This window comes from Pararhodobacter marinus, from assembly GCF_003122215.1.
GTDB lineage: Bacteria > Pseudomonadota > Alphaproteobacteria > Rhodobacterales > Rhodobacteraceae > Pararhodobacter > Pararhodobacter marinus.
Genome location: NZ_QEYD01000009.1, coordinates 21798 through 35867, shown reverse-complemented (window position 1 = coordinate 35867; position 14070 = coordinate 21798). Strand labels below are relative to the sequence as shown.

The following is a 14070-nucleotide window of genomic DNA, read 5'->3' as shown; positions in this document are numbered from 1 at the left end:
CGCCCCTGCCCGGCCTGGTCAAGCACCCGGCAAGGGAGCGTCACACAGCGAAAAACCCCCGCAGCCGGGCTGCGGGGGTCTTGGTGTCGGGTCGCCAGAGGGCGGCGCGGCGCTCAGTCTTCCGAGGCGTCCTGCTCCAGACGGGCCTTGTCGGCGGCGCCCTTCGCGTTGACGTCGCGCTCGACGAATTCGATGATCGCCATCGGCGCCATGTCGCCATAGCGGAAGCCGGCTTTCAGGACGCGGGTGTAACCACCGGCGCGGTCCTTGTAGCGGGCGGCCAGCACGTCGAACAGCTTGGCGACGTCCTTGTCTTCCTTCAGCATGGCAGCGGCCTGACGGCGGGCATGCAGATCGCCGCGCTTGGCGAGCGTGATCAGCTTCTCGACGATCGGGCGCAGTTCCTTGGCCTTGGGCAGGGTGGTCTTGATCTGCTCGTGCTCGATCAGCGAGCCGGCCATGTTCGAGAACAGCGCCTTGCGGTGTTCATGGGTGCGGTTGAGGCGGCGGTAACCACGGGCGTGACGCATGATGATCTCCTATGACGTCTTTTGCTTTGTGTTGCCAGCCGTGCGTTGCGGCGGGCGTCGTTGGGGCGGGATGCCCAGTCTGTTCCCCGGCTATCCGGGCATTGTTCGGGAGGGGCGGCTGCCGCCCTTCCCTAAGGCTGTAGGGTGCGTGCTTGCACGCACCGATGCGCTTCAGAACTGGTCTTCGAAGCGCTTGGCCAGCTCTTCGATGTTCTCCGGCGGCCAGTCCTCGACTTCCATGCCCAGATGCAGACCCATGCCCGAAAGCACTTCCTTGATCTCGTTGAGCGACTTGCGGCCGAAGTTCGGGGTGCGCAGCATCTCGGCTTCGGTTTTCTGGATCAGGTCGCCGATATAGACGATGTTGTCGTTCTTCAGGCAGTTGGCCGAACGCACCGACAGTTCCAGCTCGTCCACCTTCTTCAACAGAAGCGGATTGAACTCGAGCCCGTCGTCATCCGCACCGCGGCCCGCCGCTTCCGGCTCTTCGAAGTTCACGAAGACCTGCAGCTGGTCCTGCAGGATGCGCGCGGCGAAGGCCACGGCGTCCTCGGGCGTGACCGAGCCGTCGGTTTCGATCTTCATCGTCAGCTTGTCGTAGTCCAGCACCTGGCCCTCGCGGGTGGGCGTGACTTCGTAGGCGACTTTCTTGACCGGCGAATAGATCGCGTCGATCGGGATCAGGCCGATAGGGGCGTCTTCGGGCCGGTTCTTGTCCGCGCCGACATAGCCCTTGCCGGTGTTCACCGTCAGCTCCATGAACAGCTCGGCGCCGTCATCGAGGTGGCAGATCACGTGATCCTTGTTCAGGACCTCGATCCCGTTGGTGACGGCGATATCGCCGGCTTTCACCAGCGCCGGACCGCGGGCCGAGATGGTGACGCGCTTGGGCCCGTCCACATCCATCCGCAGCGCGACGCCCTTGAGGTTCAGCACGATGTCGGTGACATCTTCGCGGACCCCGGCGACCGAGGAGAATTCGTGCAGGACGTTGTCGATCTGCACCGAGGTGATCGCCGCGCCTTGCAGCGACGACATCAGCACGCGGCGCAGCGCGTTGCCCAGCGTCAGGCCGAAACCGCGCTCGAGCGGCTCGGCGACGACGGTGGCCTTCCGCGACGGATCGGCACCGGCGCGCACGTCAAGCTGCGCGGGCTTGATCAGTTCCTGCCAGTTCTTGTGGATCATGGATGTGCCTCCATTCTTGTGACCGGCTCATGACCGAAGCCGGACACGCCCGAGGGTCTCTCAATGACAGCAGCGGACCGCACCCGTGAGGGCGCGGTCCGTGCAGGGTTTGAATGCGTCAGACGCGGCGACGTTTCGGCGGGCGGCAACCATTATGCGCCAGCGGGGTCACGTCACGGATCGAGGTGATGGTCAGGCCGGCAGCCGCCAGCGCACGCAGCGCCGATTCGCGGCCCGAACCGGGGCCCTGCACTTCGACTTCGAGCGTGCGCAGGCCGTGTTCCTGGGCCTTCTTCGCCGCATCTTCCGCCGCCAGCTGGGCGGCGTAGGGGGTCGATTTCCGCGAGCCCTTGAAGCCCATAGTGCCGGCCGACGACCACGAGATCGCGTTGCCCTGCACGTCCGAGATCAGGATCTTGGTGTTGTTGAACGTCGAGTTCACATGCGCCACGCCGGCTGCAATGTTCTTACGCTCTTTGCGCTTGACGCGCGCGACTTTGGTATCACGAGCCATTGGTCCTGCCTCCCCTTACTTCTTCTTGCCGGCGATCGGCTTCGCCGGGCCCTTGCGGGTACGGGCGTTGGTATGGGTACGCTGACCGCGGACAGGAAGGTTACGGCGGTGACGCAGGCCACGGTACGAGCCCATGTCCATCATGCGCTTGATGTTCATCTGCGTCTCGCGGCGAAGGTCGCCCTCGACGGTCAGATTGGCATCGATGTATTCGCGGATCGCCAGAACTTCGTCATCGGTCAGCTGGTTGACGCGACGGGTCGAGTCGATGTTCAGCGCTGCGACGATCTGTTCGGCGGTCGAGGGACCGATACCGGTGATATAGGTCAGCGCGATCGGAACGCGCTTCCCCGTGGGGATGTTAACGCCAGCAATACGTGCCACGCGGTTATTCCTTCTGTTGCGGTTCCGTAGTCCCAGAACCTTTTTTCACAACACGAGCCTGCGGGGCCGTGCCAAGCGAACCGACCGGGGGGAGTGATCCACACAAACGATCCGAGCCGATGAACGACTCGGATGTTTCGGTCAGGGGCTTCGGGTAGGCGGTTTTCGGCTGGCCGTCAAGAGCCGCCGCGTTCTGTCAAGACGTTTTACGCCCGACAGCGCGATTTCCATGACGTCAGCGATCCGTATCGACCGGATCAGCGGTCTGCCCCTGATGATAGAGCACCCGGCAGGCCGTTTCCAGTGTGGCAGGGCGGAATTGGACAAAGGACCGCCCAGCCCAATGAAAACCCCTTCCGCGCGGGGCACGGAAGGGGTCTACTTGGTCAGGCCCTGGTGCCCGGTGCCGGGTCAGCCGTCCAGTGCGGCGGCCACGTCCGCCGTCACCTTGGCCATGTCCTGCAGCCCGTCCACCACTTTCAGGCTACCCTTGCAATGGTAGTAGCCGATCAGCGGCGAGGTTTTCTTGTAATATTCCATCAGGCGCTGGCGCAGGCTGTCCTCGTTGTCGTCCGCGCGGCGCTTCAGGTCGTGCGAGCCGCAGACATCGCAGGTGCCTTCCACCTTCGTGGGCTTCGTGCGGTCGTGATAGACCTCGCCGCAATTGCCGCAGGTGAAGCGGCCGGTGATGCGGTCCACGAGCGCCTCGTCATCGACGCGCAGTTCGACCACGGCGTCCAGCGACAGGCCCTTCCTCTCCAGCAGGTCGCCCAGCGCGTCGGCCTGGGCCAGCGTGCGCGGGAAACCGTCGAAGATGAAACCCGCGGCATCGACGGTTTCGATCTGCTCGGCGATCAGGCCGATGACGATCTCGTCCGTGACCAGCTGGCCCGCATCCATGATCGCCGCGACCTTCTGGCCCATCTCGGTGCCCGAGGAACGCGCCGCCCGCAGCATGTCCCCGGTCGAGAGCTGCACCATGCCACGCCCCTCCACGAGGATGCGCGCCTGCGTGCCCTTGCCTGCGCCCGGGGCGCCCAGAAGAATGATGTTCATCGCAGAGCCGGTCCTTTCCGCGGGTTCTTGCCGCGGTTCTTTCCGCGCAGTTGCGAGCGCTCAAGCAGGCTTTCGTACTGATGAGCGACGAGATGGGATTGCACCTGGCTCATCGTGTCCAGCGTGACCGCCACGACGATCAGCACCGATGTGCCGCCGAAGTAGAACGGGATCGAGAGCTGCGAGCGCAGGATCTCGGGCATCAGCGCCACGCCGGCCAGGTAGATGGCACCGACGGTGGTGAGACGGGTCACGACGTAATACAGGTATTCCTCGGTCCGTTTGCCGGGGCGGATGCCCGGGATGAACCCGTTCTGGTTCTTCAGGTTGTCGGCCACGTCATCGGGTTTGAACGACACGTTGAGCGTGTAGAAGAACGTGAAGAAGACGATCAGGGCCGTGAAGAACAGCAGGTAAAGCGGCTGGCCCGGCCCGAAATAGGCAAGGATCGTCGCCATGATCGGGTTGGTCGACTGCCCCGAGAAGGTCGACAGCGTGGTCGGCAGCAAGAGCAGCGACGAGGCGAAGATGGCCGGGATCACGTTGGCCGGGTTCACCTTGATCGGCAGGTGCGACGAGCCGCCGTCATAGACTTTCATCCCCACCTGACGGCGCGGATACTGGATATGCACCTTCCTGAGAGCCCGCTCCATGAACACCACGAAGGCCACGAGCGCCACCATCATCGCCATGATGCCGATGATCACCGCCCACGAGATCGTGCCGGTGCGGCCCTGGCTGAGGAACTGCGCCAGCTGCGAGGGAACCTCGGCGATGATGCCGACGAAGATGATCAGCGAGACGCCGTTGCCGATGCCGCGCGCGGTGATCTGCTCGCCCAGCCACATCAGGAACAGCGTGCCGCCCACAAGCGTGATCACGGTCGAGATGCGGAAGAACCAGCCCGGATCGGTCACAAGATCGCCCGCTTCCAGCGAGATGGCCAGACCATAGCTCTGCACCAGCGCCAGGAACACGGTGCCGTAGCGCGTGTACTGGTTCAGCTTGCGCCGCCCCAGCTCGCCTTCCTTGCGCAGCTGCTGCCACGGGCCGTACATCGCCGCGACAAGCTGCACGATGATCGAGGCCGAGATATAGGGCATGATGCCCAGTGCGAAGATCCCCATCCGCGCGATGGCACCGCCGGTGAACATGTTGAGCATGCCCCCGATCCCTGCCGCCGCCTCGGTCATGAACTCGCGCAGCGAGGCGCCGTCGATGCCGGGGACCGGGATATAGGTGCCCAGACGATAGACGATCAGCAATCCGATCGCGAAGAGGATGCGCTGGCGGAGGTCCTTCGCCTTGGCGAGCGTGGCCCACGAAGTGTTGGCCGCCATTTGCTCTGCAGCAGAAGCCATGTTCCCGTCTCTTTCATGACAGCGCCGCCGGCCCGGGTTCCGGTCGGCGGCGCAGCAAAACCCATGGTGAAGATGTAAGGGGCGATGGCCGCCCCCACAACACCTTATTCGGCGGTTTCAGCCGCCGCCACGGTGGTCTTCAGCGAACCGCCGGCTTTCTCGACGGCCTCGATGGCCGATTTCGAGGCGCCCGACACGGTGATCGTGACTTTCTGGGTCAATTCACCCTTGCCCAGAACGCGGATGCCGTCGAGCTTGCGGCGCACGAGGCCCGAAGCGACCAGCACGTCCTCGTTGATCTCGGCCTTGGCGTCGATCTTGCCGGCTTCGATGAACTTGGCGATGGCGCCCAGGTTCGTGACGGCCCATTCCTTGCGGTTCGGCTTCGAGAAGCCGCGCTTCGGCAGGCGGCGATACAGCGGCATCTGACCGCCTTCATAGGCGTTGATGGCCACGCCCGAACGCGATTTCTGACCCTTGATACCACGGCCAGCGGTCTTGCCCTTGCCCGAGCCGGGACCGCGCGCAACGCGCTTCTTGGTCTTGGTGGCGCCGGGATTGTCGCGAAGTTCGTTCAGTTTCATTGTCGCATCTCCTGTGCCGGAATACCCCGCCTGCGACGGAAAGGGGCAACTCGGCGTGACGTTTCGTGAATCGGCGGTTGCCGACCGGGGCGCGTATAGACGGGATGGCGCGCGCGTTCAAGTGGGGCGCTGAGCGGCGGCGCTAAAGCAGCAGCAGGACCAGCACCTGCGGCACGAATATCCGCAGCCCCATGACCAGCGGATAGACCGAGGCATAGGCGACCGACGCCGCGGGCGACTCGCTCTGGGCATTGGCGAAAGCCAGCGCTGGCGGGTCGGTCATTGATCCGGCCAGCACGCCACAGAGCGACAGGTAATTGAAGCCGAAGACCAGCCGCGCGATCAGCCCCACGGTCAGCAAGGGGATCAGCGTGATGGCGATGCTGTAGCCGATCCAGGCGAGCCCCGCGCCGTGGATCAGCGTTTCCAGAAAGCGGTCCCCCGCCTTGAGCCCGACCACGGCCAGAAACAGCACGATGCCGAGTTCCCGCAGCGCGCGGTTCGCGACCGGCGGCATGGCCCACATGAACGGCCCCCAATGGCCCAGCCGCCCCAGCACGATGGCCGCGACCAGGGGCCCGCCCGCAAGGCCCAGCTTCAGCGGCGCGGGCAGCCCCGGCAGCGCCAGCGGGATCGCCCCAAGCAACACACCCAGCGCGATGCCGACGAAGAGACCGGGGAAATCGACCTCGTCCAGCCGCTTGCGCTGATCGCCGAGGATGCCGCGCACGGCTTCCAGCGCCTCGGCCGGTCCCACCGCCGTGACGATGTCGCCGTATTCAAGCGTGCTGTCGGCCTCGACCGGCAGCTCGACGCCCGCGCGGAGGATACGGCTGATGGTGACCCCGTGGCTTTCCGTCAGCGCCAGCGCCCGCAGCCGGTGGCCCAGCACCCGGCGTTCGGTCACGACCATACGGGTCCAGCGCAGGGCGGTGCCCTTGGTTGTCAGCGGCTCGTCCACGCTCTGGCCGAGGATGCGCTGAAGCGCGCGGATGCGATCGTCGGGACCGACAAGGTGCAGCATGTCGCCCAGGGCAATCACCGTCTCGCGCCGGGGCACGATCAGCGCCCCGTCCTTGCGCATCCGCGAGGCGACGACACCCGCATCGAACAGCCCCGGCACGGACGATAGCGGCAGTCCGTCGAAATTGGCGTTGCGCAGCACGATGTTGAGGCTGGGCAGCGGGCCGGTCTGACGGCGGCCCGCGTCATAGGCGGCGGCCTCGGCCCCGATCGAGGGGCGGGTGGTGGCGCGGATCACGAGCATCGATACAAGGATCCCGACGACCCCGAAGGGATAGGCCACCGCATAGCCCAGGGGCGGCGTCGCGACCTGTTCCGCGGTGGCGCCCGCATCGGCCAGCGCCTGCACCGCAGCCCCCAGACCGGGCGTGTTGGTCACCGCGCCCGACATAAGCCCGACCAGCGCCGGGACCGGCACCGCAAAGAGCAGATGGATCGCCAGCGTCACCGCCACGCCAAGCCCCACGATGGAAGCCGCCGCGAGGTTGAAACGCAGCCCGGCTTTGCGCAGCGAGGCGAAGAAACCCGGCCCGACCTGGATGCCGATGGTAAAGACGAACAGGATCAGCCCGAATTCGCGGACGAATTCCAGCATCTCGGGGCTGAGCCCGACGCCCGCGCGCGCCAGCAGATCCCCCAGCAGGATCCCCGCGAACAGCACGCCGCCGATGCCCAGCCCGACGCCCCACAGGGACAGGCGTCCGAACAGAAGCCCCAGCGCCCCGGCCAGCGAGATCGCCAGCATTGTCAGGCCGATATCGCCCAGGACGTCGTTGAAGGGGGGCATTCCGGTCGCCTTGCGGTCGCTGCGTCGCGGCATGCTGACAGGACCCGGAGGCCACCGTCAAGGACAGCGGCCCCCTGCCCCGTCAGCGCACCCGCACCGGCAGGCTTTCATAGCCCCGGAAGCGCGCGAGCGGCACCATCCGCGCCTCGCCATTGGCCGCGAGCTTGGGGAAGCGTTTCACCAGCCCGCCGATGGCGATACGCCCCTCGACCCGCGCCAGCGTCGCGCCCAGACAGATATGGATTCCGGTGGCGAAGGCCAGATGCTTGTTCGGCTTGCGACCCAGATCCACCCGGTCGGGATCGTCGAACACCGCCGGATCGCGGTTGGCGGCGGCGATGGAGGTATGGATATAGGTCCCTGCCGGCAGCACCGTATCGCCCAGGTCGATATCCTCGCCCGCCATGCGGTTGCCCTGTTGCAGCGGACTCTCATAGCGCAGGAATTCCTCGACCGCCGTGGTGATCAGGTCGGGGTCGTCCAGAAGGCGCCGGTGCTGGTCGGGGTGGTTCAGCAGGATGCCGACCGAATTGCCCACGAGGCTCGTCGTCGTTTCATGCCCCGCATTGAGCAGGAAGATGCAGTTCTGCATCAACTCCTCCTCGGTCAGCTTGCGCCCGTCGATCTCGCCGAAGATCAGGCTTTCAAGCACCTCGCCCTCCATCGCGCCCTCGCGGTTGCGGCGGCGGTGGTCGATGATGTCGGTCAGGATCTCGGTGAATTCGGTGACCGCCTCGTTACCGGCCTTCAATCGCTCGGGTGGAACCACGGGATCCAGCGCGCCCAGGATGGCCAGCGAATAGCCGCGCAGCTTCTGGCGGTATTCGGGCGGGATACCCAGCATGAAGCTGATGATCTCGGTCGGCAGGACCTTGGCGAAATCGTCGATGAGGTCCAGCTCGCCCTTTTCCTCGACAGTGTCGAGCAGCCGGTCGACGATGCCCTCGATCAACCCTTCGAACACCGCCAGCTTGCGCGGGGTGAAGGCCGAAGCAAGCAGCTTGCGCACCATCGTGTGGTAAGGCGGATCGTTGAAGACGAGGCTGGTCGTGTGGTGGGTCTTCAGCGGGCATTCGCCGAATTTCTTGCCGAATTCCTCGGTCTTGTCCGACAGCATCGCGCGCGACTGGTAGACTTTCAGCACATCGGCATGGCGGGTCAGAAAGACCGAGCCGTCGGCGTTGCGGTGTATCGGGCTTTTGTCGCGCAGCGCGCGCAGCACCGGATAGGGATTGCGGATGTAATCCATCCCGATGGCGTTCAGATCGAAATCGGCGATGTCGAGCATGCTGGCCCTCCCTGGCTTGGGCGCAAAGTGGCGCAGGGGACCGGCGGGGGCAAGGGGTGTCGTGGCGTTTGCAACGATGACACGCGTTCAGCGCATGAAGATGGCGATGTCGCCCACGACCTCGTTCACGCCCCATTGCCGGTGCATCAGCGTGCCGTTCACGATGTAAAGCTGATCGACCCGGTATTCGCTGAGGTCGAAACCGTCATTGCGGCTGAGACGGATGAAGGCGTCATGCTCTTCCAGCCCCGGCTCGACCACGGCGAACAGGTCGGGCGGCATGGTCAGATCGACGGTGCGCAGGATGTCGAGCACGTCGTCATATTCGGTGATCCGCTCGTCGCCGAAGCGACAGAAGGCCTCGGCCCCCAGAGAGACCGCCGCGCTGCCCACCGACAGAAGCGGGCTGTCCCGCCCCACCAGCGCCACGGCCGAGCCCAGCAGCCGCGCGGTGCTGGCCAGCAGCCCGCCATCGTCGGCGCCGGCATCGCCGGGCTCCGTGGCGCCGACATGCGCGCGTCCGGTGCGGGGATCGACGAGGATATAAAGCATCGCGTCGCCGGTGCCGGTCTGCGTCCGCGCCGCCTCGGAAGCTGCGTTCACCGCGGGTGAGGCATTGCGGGTCAGGAATTGCGACAGCCGGTAATCGCAGATATCAGCCCGCGCCATGCCGGCGGCAAGCGTCGCGGCAAGGGTCAGTGTCAGTCTGAGAATCGCGGTCCGCATCGGCTCGTCCGTCGGGGTTGCGAGGCTCAGGGGTAGAGCTTTGGCTCGGGCGACAAAAGGGCCGGGCGATCAACTTCCGAAGAGGCAAGCCCGAGCCGGGCTATCGGCCAGGCGCATGCAAAAAGGGCGGGGAGAACCCCGCCCTTTCCGATTGGCACCGAACGCGAGGTTCAGGCTTTTTCTTCGACGATCGCCACGAGATGCGGGATCGAGTTCACCATGCCGCGCACCGAGGGGGTATCCTCGAGCTCGCGGGTGCGGTGCATCTTGTTCAGGCCCAGGCCCTTCAGCGTCTCGCGCTGCTTGGCGGGGCGACGGATCGGCGAGCCGATCTGCTTGACGACGATGGTAGCCATGTCCGTCTCTCCTTACGCTTCGGCCGAGGCCGGGGCATCGTCCTTGCGGAGGATGTCGGCGACCTTCTTGCTGCGACGCTGTGCGACCTGACGCGGGCTGACCTGCTTTTTCAGGCCGTCCATCGTGGCGCGGATCATGTTGTACGGGTTCTGCGAGCCGAGCGATTTCGCCACGACGTCCTGCAGGCCCAGCATCTCGAACACGGCGCGCATCGGGCCGCCCGCGATGATCCCGGTACCGGCAACGGCGGTCCGCATCACGACTTTACCGGCGCCATGACGGCCCTCGATGTCGTGGTGCAGCGTACGACCGTCGCGCAGCGGGACGCGGATCATGTTGCGCTTGGCTTGTTCGGTGGCTTTGCGAACGGCCTCGGGGACCTCTTTCGCCTTGCCTTTGCCGAAGCCGACGCGGCCTTTCTGGTCGCCGACGACGACGAGCGCGGCGAAGCCGAAGCGCTTACCACCCTTGACGGTCTTCGAGACGCGGTTGATCGCGACAAGACGATCGGCGAATTCCGGATTTTCGTCGCGGTCGTCACGACGGCTCCGGCGGTTATCACGTTCTGCCATGGATTGGCATCCTTTCGTGGTGGCGCGGCTTGGCGGCGCCGGTTGGATCCGATCGCAGTGGCCCCGCGCAAAGGCGGGGCCCTGGATCATCGAGGCGGCACGGAAACACCCGTGCCGCCTGCAAGCATCAGAACTTCAGGCCACCTTCGCGGGCGGCATCGGCCAGGGCCTTGATCTTCCCGTGGAACAGGAAGCCGCCACGGTCAAAGTAGCATTCCTCGATGCCGGCCGCTTTCGCGCGCTCGGCAATCTTGGCGCCAACCTTGGTCGCGGCGTCGATGTTGTTCACACCGACGACACCCAGCTCTTTTTCCAGCGTCGAGGCCGAGGCGACCGTGGTCCCCTTGGAATCGTCGATCAGCTGGACGCTGATGTTCTTGTTCGAACGGTGAACCGACAGGCGCAGACGGCCATTGGCGGTTTTCCGCAGTTTGTTCCGGACGCGTTGGCGACGCTTCTGGAACAGCTTGAGCTTTTTGTTCGCCATCTGTCGCGTCCTTACTTCTTCTTGCCTTCCTTGCGGAAGATGTACTCACCCTTGTAGCGGATGCCTTTGCCCTTGTAGGGCTCGGGCGCACGCCACTCGCGGATATTCGCGGCGACCTGGCCAACCTGCTGCGGATCGATGCCTTCGATCACGACTTCGGTCGGTTTCGGAACGGTGACGGTGATGCCCTGCGGAACCTCGAAGATCACTTCGTGGCTGTAGCCGAGCGAGAGTTTCAGGTCCTTGCCCTGCATCGCGGCGCGGTAACCCACACCCTGCAGTTCCAGTTCCTTCTTGAACCCGTCGGTCACACCGATGGTCAGGTTCTCGACCATCGAGCGGGTCATCCCCCATTGCTGACGGGCACGCTTCGAGGTGCCGCGCGGGGTCACCTTGATCGCACCGTCTTCCTGGGTGATCGTCACATCGTCGGTCGCGGTGAAGGTCAGGGTGCCTTTCGGACCCTTCACGCTCACCGTCTGACCGGAGATCGTCGCGGTTGCGCCCGAAGGCACGGCGACAGGCTTCTTGCCAATACGAGACATGATGCCCTCCTCAGAACACGCGGCAGAGCACTTCGCCGCCGACATTGGCAGCGCGTGCATTCGCATCGGACATGACGCCCTTCGGGGTCGAAACCACCGAGACGCCCAAGCCGTTGCGGACCGACGGGATTTCCTTGGCGCCGGCATAGACGCGGCGACCAGGGGTGGAGATACGCTTCAGCTCGCGGATCGCGGGCTCGCCCGAGGCATATTTGAGCTGGATTTCCAGCTCGGGATGGCCCTCGACCGAAGTCGTGCGCTCATAGCCACGGATATAGCCTTCGTCGGCCAGCACATCGAGCACCCAGGCGCGAAGCTTGGAGGCCGGCGTGCGGACGGTCGACTTGCCGCGAAGCTGGGCGTTGCGAATGCGGGTCAGCATATCGCCGAGAGGATCGTTCATCGACATGTGCGCTCCCCCTTACCAGCTCGACTTGACCATGCCGGGAATGTGGCCGTTCGACCCCAGTTCCCGCAGCATGATCCGCGACAGTTGCAGTTTGCGATAATACGCTTTCGGACGACCGGTCAGCTGGCAACGGTTGTGCAGCCGGGTGGCCGACGAGTTGCGCGGCAGTTCAGCCAGCTTCAGGTTGGCCTTGAAGCGGTCTTCCATCGAGGCATTCGGGTCGGTAGCGACTTCCTTCAGAGCGGCACGCTTGGCGGCGTATTGCTGCACCAGCTTCTGACGCTTCTTCTCGCGTTCGACCATGGATTTTTTAGCCATGTTTCTCTCTCCTTCCGCGTCAGGCCATGAACGGCATGTTGAAGTGCTTCAACAATGCCTTGGCTTCCGCGTCGGTTTTCGCGGTGGTGCAGATGATGATGTCCATGCCCAGAACGTCGTCGACCTTGTCGAAGTCGATTTCCGGGAAGACGATGTGCTCCTTCATGCCCATGGCATAGTTGCCACGGCCGTCGAACGAGTCGCCCTTGACGCCGCGGAAGTCGCGGACGCGGGGCAGCGCGATGACGATCAGGCGCTCGAGGAACTCGTACATCCGGTCGCCGCGCAGGGTGACCTTGGTACCGAGCGGCATTTCCTCGCGGACGCGGAAGCCGGCGATCGAGTTCTTCGCCTTGGTGATCACGGCCTGCTGACCGGCGATCAGGGTCAGGTCGGCCTGGGCCGATTTCACCTTCTTGGTGTCCTTGACCGCTTCGCCGACGCCCATGTTCAGGACGATCTTGTCCAGACGCGGGATCATCATGTCGTTCTTGTAGCCGAACTCTTCTTTCAGGGCCGCGCGGATGCGGTCCTTGTAGTCGGCCTTGAAGCGCGGGGTGTAGGTGGCTGCGTCGAGCATCAGATCACGTCTCCCGTGGTCTTGGCGAAACGCACCTTCTTGCCGTCTTCCACGCGGAAGCCGACACGGGTGGCTTTGCCGTTTGCGTCCACCAGCGCCAGGTTCGACAGGTCGATCGGCTTCGCGACCGGAAGGCGGCCGCCCTGGTCGGTCTGGCTTTGACGGGTGTGGCGGATGGCGATGTTGACGCCGTCGACGATCGCCTTGCCGTCTTTCGGCATCACAGTGGTGATTTCACCCTGCTTGCCTTTGTCCTTGCCGGCAAGAACGACGACCTTGTCGCCCTTCTTCAGTTTCGCAGCCATCAGAGCACCTCCGGCGCAAGCGAAATGATCTTCATGAAGTTCTTCGAGCGCAGCTCGCGCACGACCGGGCCGAAGATACGGGTCCCGACCGGCTCACCCTGGTTGTTCAGGATGACGGCGGCGTTGCGGTCGAAGCGGATGGCGGTGCCATCTTCGCGGCGAACTTCCTTGGCGGTGCGCACGACGACGGCCTTGCGGACGTCACCCTTTTTCACGCGGCCTTTCGGAATGGCTTCTTTGACCGACACCACGATGATGTCGCCCACAGAAGCATAGCGGCGATGCGAGCCGCCCAGAACCTTGATGCACTGCACCCGGCGAGCGCCGGAGTTGTCAGCAACATCCAGATTGGTCTGCATCTGGATCATGGAAAGTCTCCCGACCTTTGGGGGTTATCCCCAGGGTTTCGTAGAACCCTGGCGAGTGGTGTTCAGGCGTCAGCCCCGGTCACGACGCGCCAGCGCTTCGACTTCGAGATCGGCGCGCATTCTTCAATGCGAACGGTGTCACCGACCTTGAATTGGTTGTTCGCGTCATGCGCGCGGTACTTCTTCGAGGACCGCACGGTTTTCTTCATGACGGGATGCGTGAAGCGACGCTCGACGAGGACGGTGATCGTCTGCTCGTTCTTGTCCGAGGTCACGGTGCCTTGCAGGATGCGTTTGGGCATGTCTCGTTATCCTCAGTTCGCCGCCGCTTCAGCGGCTTTCTGGTTCAGAATCGTCTGCACGCGGGCGACGTCACGACGGACGGCGCGGATGCGGGCCGTGTTTTCCAGCTGGTTGGTGGCCTTCTGGAACCGAAGGTTGAAGGCCTCTTTCTTCAGCGAGACGAGCTGCTCGCGCAGCTCTTCCGGCGATTTGCCGGTCAGTTCAGCGGCGGTCATGCGCCTGCTCCTTTTTCAACATCACCAGAGGGCCCTTTCGGGGTGACCCTGCTTCCGGTGGAGTCAATGACAAGCCCGCTGATTCCGTCGCCGGAATCCGCAGGATGCGGCCCTATACGGGAGCCGCGCCCTCAAGGCAAGCCCGGAGGCCGGGAAACCGTGGGAAAGTT

21 protein-coding genes are annotated in these 14070 nt (G+C 64.5%); all 21 read right to left on the bottom strand.

Features of this window, described 5'->3' with window-relative positions; all coding sequences use genetic code 11:
• Positions 1-113: 113 nt before the first annotated feature.
• Positions 114-530 carry a 50S ribosomal protein L17 gene (rplQ, locus tag C4N9_RS14780; RefSeq protein ID WP_109534125.1) on the bottom strand — a complete coding sequence of 139 codons (417 nt, stop codon included), beginning with the start codon at positions 528-530 and terminating at the stop codon, positions 114-116.
• Positions 531-701: 171 nt separating this feature from the next.
• Positions 702-1718 carry a DNA-directed RNA polymerase subunit alpha gene (locus tag C4N9_RS14775; protein WP_109534124.1) on the bottom strand — a complete coding sequence of 339 codons (1017 nt, stop codon included), beginning with the start codon at positions 1716-1718 and terminating at the stop codon, positions 702-704.
• A gap of 118 nt (positions 1719-1836) precedes the next feature.
• Entirely contained in the window at positions 1837-2232 is a 396-nt protein-coding gene (gene rpsK / locus C4N9_RS14770) for a 30S ribosomal protein S11 (RefSeq protein WP_109534123.1), read from the bottom strand.
• A gap of 15 nt (positions 2233-2247) precedes the next feature.
• Positions 2248-2616 carry a 30S ribosomal protein S13 gene (rpsM, locus tag C4N9_RS14765; RefSeq protein ID WP_109534122.1) on the bottom strand — a complete coding sequence of 123 codons (369 nt, stop codon included), beginning with the start codon at positions 2614-2616 and terminating at the stop codon, positions 2248-2250.
• A 411-nt stretch (positions 2617-3027) separates the two neighbouring features.
• On the bottom strand, positions 3028-3672 hold the full coding sequence (locus tag C4N9_RS14760) for an adenylate kinase (RefSeq protein WP_109534121.1): 645 nt from the start codon (positions 3670-3672) through the stop codon (positions 3028-3030).
• Complete coding sequence (secY, locus tag C4N9_RS14755; RefSeq protein WP_109534120.1) at positions 3669-5033, bottom strand: preprotein translocase subunit SecY; 1365 nt, start codon at positions 5031-5033, stop codon at positions 3669-3671. Before secY ends, C4N9_RS14760 begins: the two co-directional genes overlap by 4 nt.
• Positions 5034-5137: 104 nt before the next feature.
• Positions 5138-5617 carry a 50S ribosomal protein L15 gene (gene rplO / locus C4N9_RS14750; protein WP_109534119.1) on the bottom strand — a complete coding sequence of 160 codons (480 nt, stop codon included), beginning with the start codon at positions 5615-5617 and terminating at the stop codon, positions 5138-5140.
• A 142-nt stretch (positions 5618-5759) separates the two neighbouring features.
• Positions 5760-7427, bottom strand: a complete 1668-nt coding sequence (locus tag C4N9_RS14745; RefSeq protein ID WP_109534118.1) for a putative transporter — start codon at positions 7425-7427, stop codon at positions 5760-5762.
• A gap of 82 nt (positions 7428-7509) precedes the next feature.
• Positions 7510-8715, bottom strand: coding sequence for a cytochrome P450 (locus C4N9_RS14740; RefSeq protein WP_109534117.1), 1206 nt, complete (start codon positions 8713-8715; stop codon positions 7510-7512).
• Between the two features lie 87 nt (positions 8716-8802).
• Positions 8803-9441: a hypothetical protein gene (locus C4N9_RS14735; RefSeq protein ID WP_109534116.1), complete on the bottom strand. Its 639-nt coding sequence runs from the start codon at positions 9439-9441 to the stop codon at positions 8803-8805.
• 170 nt (positions 9442-9611) lie between these two features.
• Positions 9612-9797, bottom strand: a complete 186-nt coding sequence (rpmD, locus tag C4N9_RS14730) for a 50S ribosomal protein L30 (protein WP_109534115.1) — start codon at positions 9795-9797, stop codon at positions 9612-9614.
• Positions 9798-9809: 12 nt separating this feature from the next.
• The gene (gene rpsE / locus C4N9_RS14725) at positions 9810-10370 is read right to left on the bottom strand and encodes a 30S ribosomal protein S5 (RefSeq protein WP_109534114.1); all 561 of its coding nucleotides are present in this window, start codon (positions 10368-10370) and stop codon (positions 9810-9812) included.
• Between the two features lie 127 nt (positions 10371-10497).
• On the bottom strand, positions 10498-10857 hold the full coding sequence (gene rplR / locus C4N9_RS14720) for a 50S ribosomal protein L18 (RefSeq protein WP_109534113.1): 360 nt from the start codon (positions 10855-10857) through the stop codon (positions 10498-10500).
• Positions 10858-10868: 11 nt separating this feature from the next.
• Positions 10869-11402 carry a 50S ribosomal protein L6 gene (gene rplF / locus C4N9_RS14715; protein WP_109534112.1) on the bottom strand — a complete coding sequence of 178 codons (534 nt, stop codon included), beginning with the start codon at positions 11400-11402 and terminating at the stop codon, positions 10869-10871.
• Between the two features lie 10 nt (positions 11403-11412).
• Positions 11413-11811, bottom strand: coding sequence for a 30S ribosomal protein S8 (gene rpsH / locus C4N9_RS14710; RefSeq protein WP_210404048.1), 399 nt, complete (start codon positions 11809-11811; stop codon positions 11413-11415).
• A 12-nt stretch (positions 11812-11823) separates the two neighbouring features.
• Positions 11824-12129 carry a 30S ribosomal protein S14 gene (gene rpsN / locus C4N9_RS14705; RefSeq protein WP_109534111.1) on the bottom strand — a complete coding sequence of 102 codons (306 nt, stop codon included), beginning with the start codon at positions 12127-12129 and terminating at the stop codon, positions 11824-11826.
• A 19-nt stretch (positions 12130-12148) separates the two neighbouring features.
• Positions 12149-12709, bottom strand: a complete 561-nt coding sequence (gene rplE / locus C4N9_RS14700; protein WP_109534110.1) for a 50S ribosomal protein L5 — start codon at positions 12707-12709, stop codon at positions 12149-12151.
• On the bottom strand, positions 12709-13014 hold the full coding sequence (gene rplX / locus C4N9_RS14695) for a 50S ribosomal protein L24 (RefSeq protein WP_109534109.1): 306 nt from the start codon (positions 13012-13014) through the stop codon (positions 12709-12711). Before rplX ends, rplE begins: the two co-directional genes overlap by 1 nt.
• Positions 13014-13382, bottom strand: a complete 369-nt coding sequence (rplN, locus tag C4N9_RS14690) for a 50S ribosomal protein L14 (protein WP_109534108.1) — start codon at positions 13380-13382, stop codon at positions 13014-13016. Before rplN ends, rplX begins: the two co-directional genes overlap by 1 nt.
• A gap of 62 nt (positions 13383-13444) precedes the next feature.
• Entirely contained in the window at positions 13445-13684 is a 240-nt protein-coding gene (gene rpsQ / locus C4N9_RS14685; RefSeq protein WP_109534107.1) for a 30S ribosomal protein S17, read from the bottom strand.
• Between the two features lie 12 nt (positions 13685-13696).
• Positions 13697-13900, bottom strand: coding sequence for a 50S ribosomal protein L29 (gene rpmC / locus C4N9_RS14680; RefSeq protein ID WP_109534106.1), 204 nt, complete (start codon positions 13898-13900; stop codon positions 13697-13699).
• Positions 13901-14070 lie beyond the last annotated feature (170 nt).

Coding starts and splice junctions, on each gene's coding strand:
- rplN (WP_109534108.1), bottom strand. CDS start 13,382: ATGATCCAGATGCAGACCAATCTGGATGTTGCTGACAACTCCGGCGCT.
- rplX (WP_109534109.1), bottom strand. CDS start 13,014: ATGGCTGCGAAACTGAAGAAGGGCGACAAGGTCGTCGTTCTTGCCGGC.
- C4N9_RS14740 (WP_109534117.1), bottom strand. CDS start 8,715: ATGCTCGACATCGCCGATTTCGATCTGAACGCCATCGGGATGGATTAC.
- rpsN (WP_109534111.1), bottom strand. CDS start 12,129: ATGGCTAAAAAATCCATGGTCGAACGCGAGAAGAAGCGTCAGAAGCTG.
- rplQ (WP_109534125.1), bottom strand. CDS start 530: ATGCGTCACGCCCGTGGTTACCGCCGCCTCAACCGCACCCATGAACAC.
- rpsK (WP_109534123.1), bottom strand. CDS start 2,232: ATGGCTCGTGATACCAAAGTCGCGCGCGTCAAGCGCAAAGAGCGTAAG.
- rpsH (WP_210404048.1), bottom strand. CDS start 11,811: ATGTCGATGAACGATCCTCTCGGCGATATGCTGACCCGCATTCGCAAC.
- rpsE (WP_109534114.1), bottom strand. CDS start 10,370: ATGGCAGAACGTGATAACCGCCGGAGCCGTCGTGACGACCGCGACGAA.
- C4N9_RS14735 (WP_109534116.1), bottom strand. CDS start 9,441: ATGCGGACCGCGATTCTCAGACTGACACTGACCCTTGCCGCGACGCTT.
- C4N9_RS14775 (WP_109534124.1), bottom strand. CDS start 1,718: ATGATCCACAAGAACTGGCAGGAACTGATCAAGCCCGCGCAGCTTGAC.
- rpmD (WP_109534115.1), bottom strand. CDS start 9,797: ATGGCTACCATCGTCGTCAAGCAGATCGGCTCGCCGATCCGTCGCCCC.
- C4N9_RS14745 (WP_109534118.1), bottom strand. CDS start 7,427: ATGCCCCCCTTCAACGACGTCCTGGGCGATATCGGCCTGACAATGCTG.
- rpmC (WP_109534106.1), bottom strand. CDS start 13,900: ATGACCGCCGCTGAACTGACCGGCAAATCGCCGGAAGAGCTGCGCGAG.
- C4N9_RS14760 (WP_109534121.1), bottom strand. CDS start 3,672: ATGAACATCATTCTTCTGGGCGCCCCGGGCGCAGGCAAGGGCACGCAG.
- rplF (WP_109534112.1), bottom strand. CDS start 11,402: ATGTCTCGTATTGGCAAGAAGCCTGTCGCCGTGCCTTCGGGCGCAACC.
- secY (WP_109534120.1), bottom strand. CDS start 5,033: ATGGCTTCTGCTGCAGAGCAAATGGCGGCCAACACTTCGTGGGCCACG.
- rpsQ (WP_109534107.1), bottom strand. CDS start 13,684: ATGCCCAAACGCATCCTGCAAGGCACCGTGACCTCGGACAAGAACGAG.
- rplR (WP_109534113.1), bottom strand. CDS start 10,857: ATGGCGAACAAAAAGCTCAAGCTGTTCCAGAAGCGTCGCCAACGCGTC.
- rplE (WP_109534110.1), bottom strand. CDS start 12,709: ATGCTCGACGCAGCCACCTACACCCCGCGCTTCAAGGCCGACTACAAG.
- rplO (WP_109534119.1), bottom strand. CDS start 5,617: ATGAAACTGAACGAACTTCGCGACAATCCCGGCGCCACCAAGACCAAG.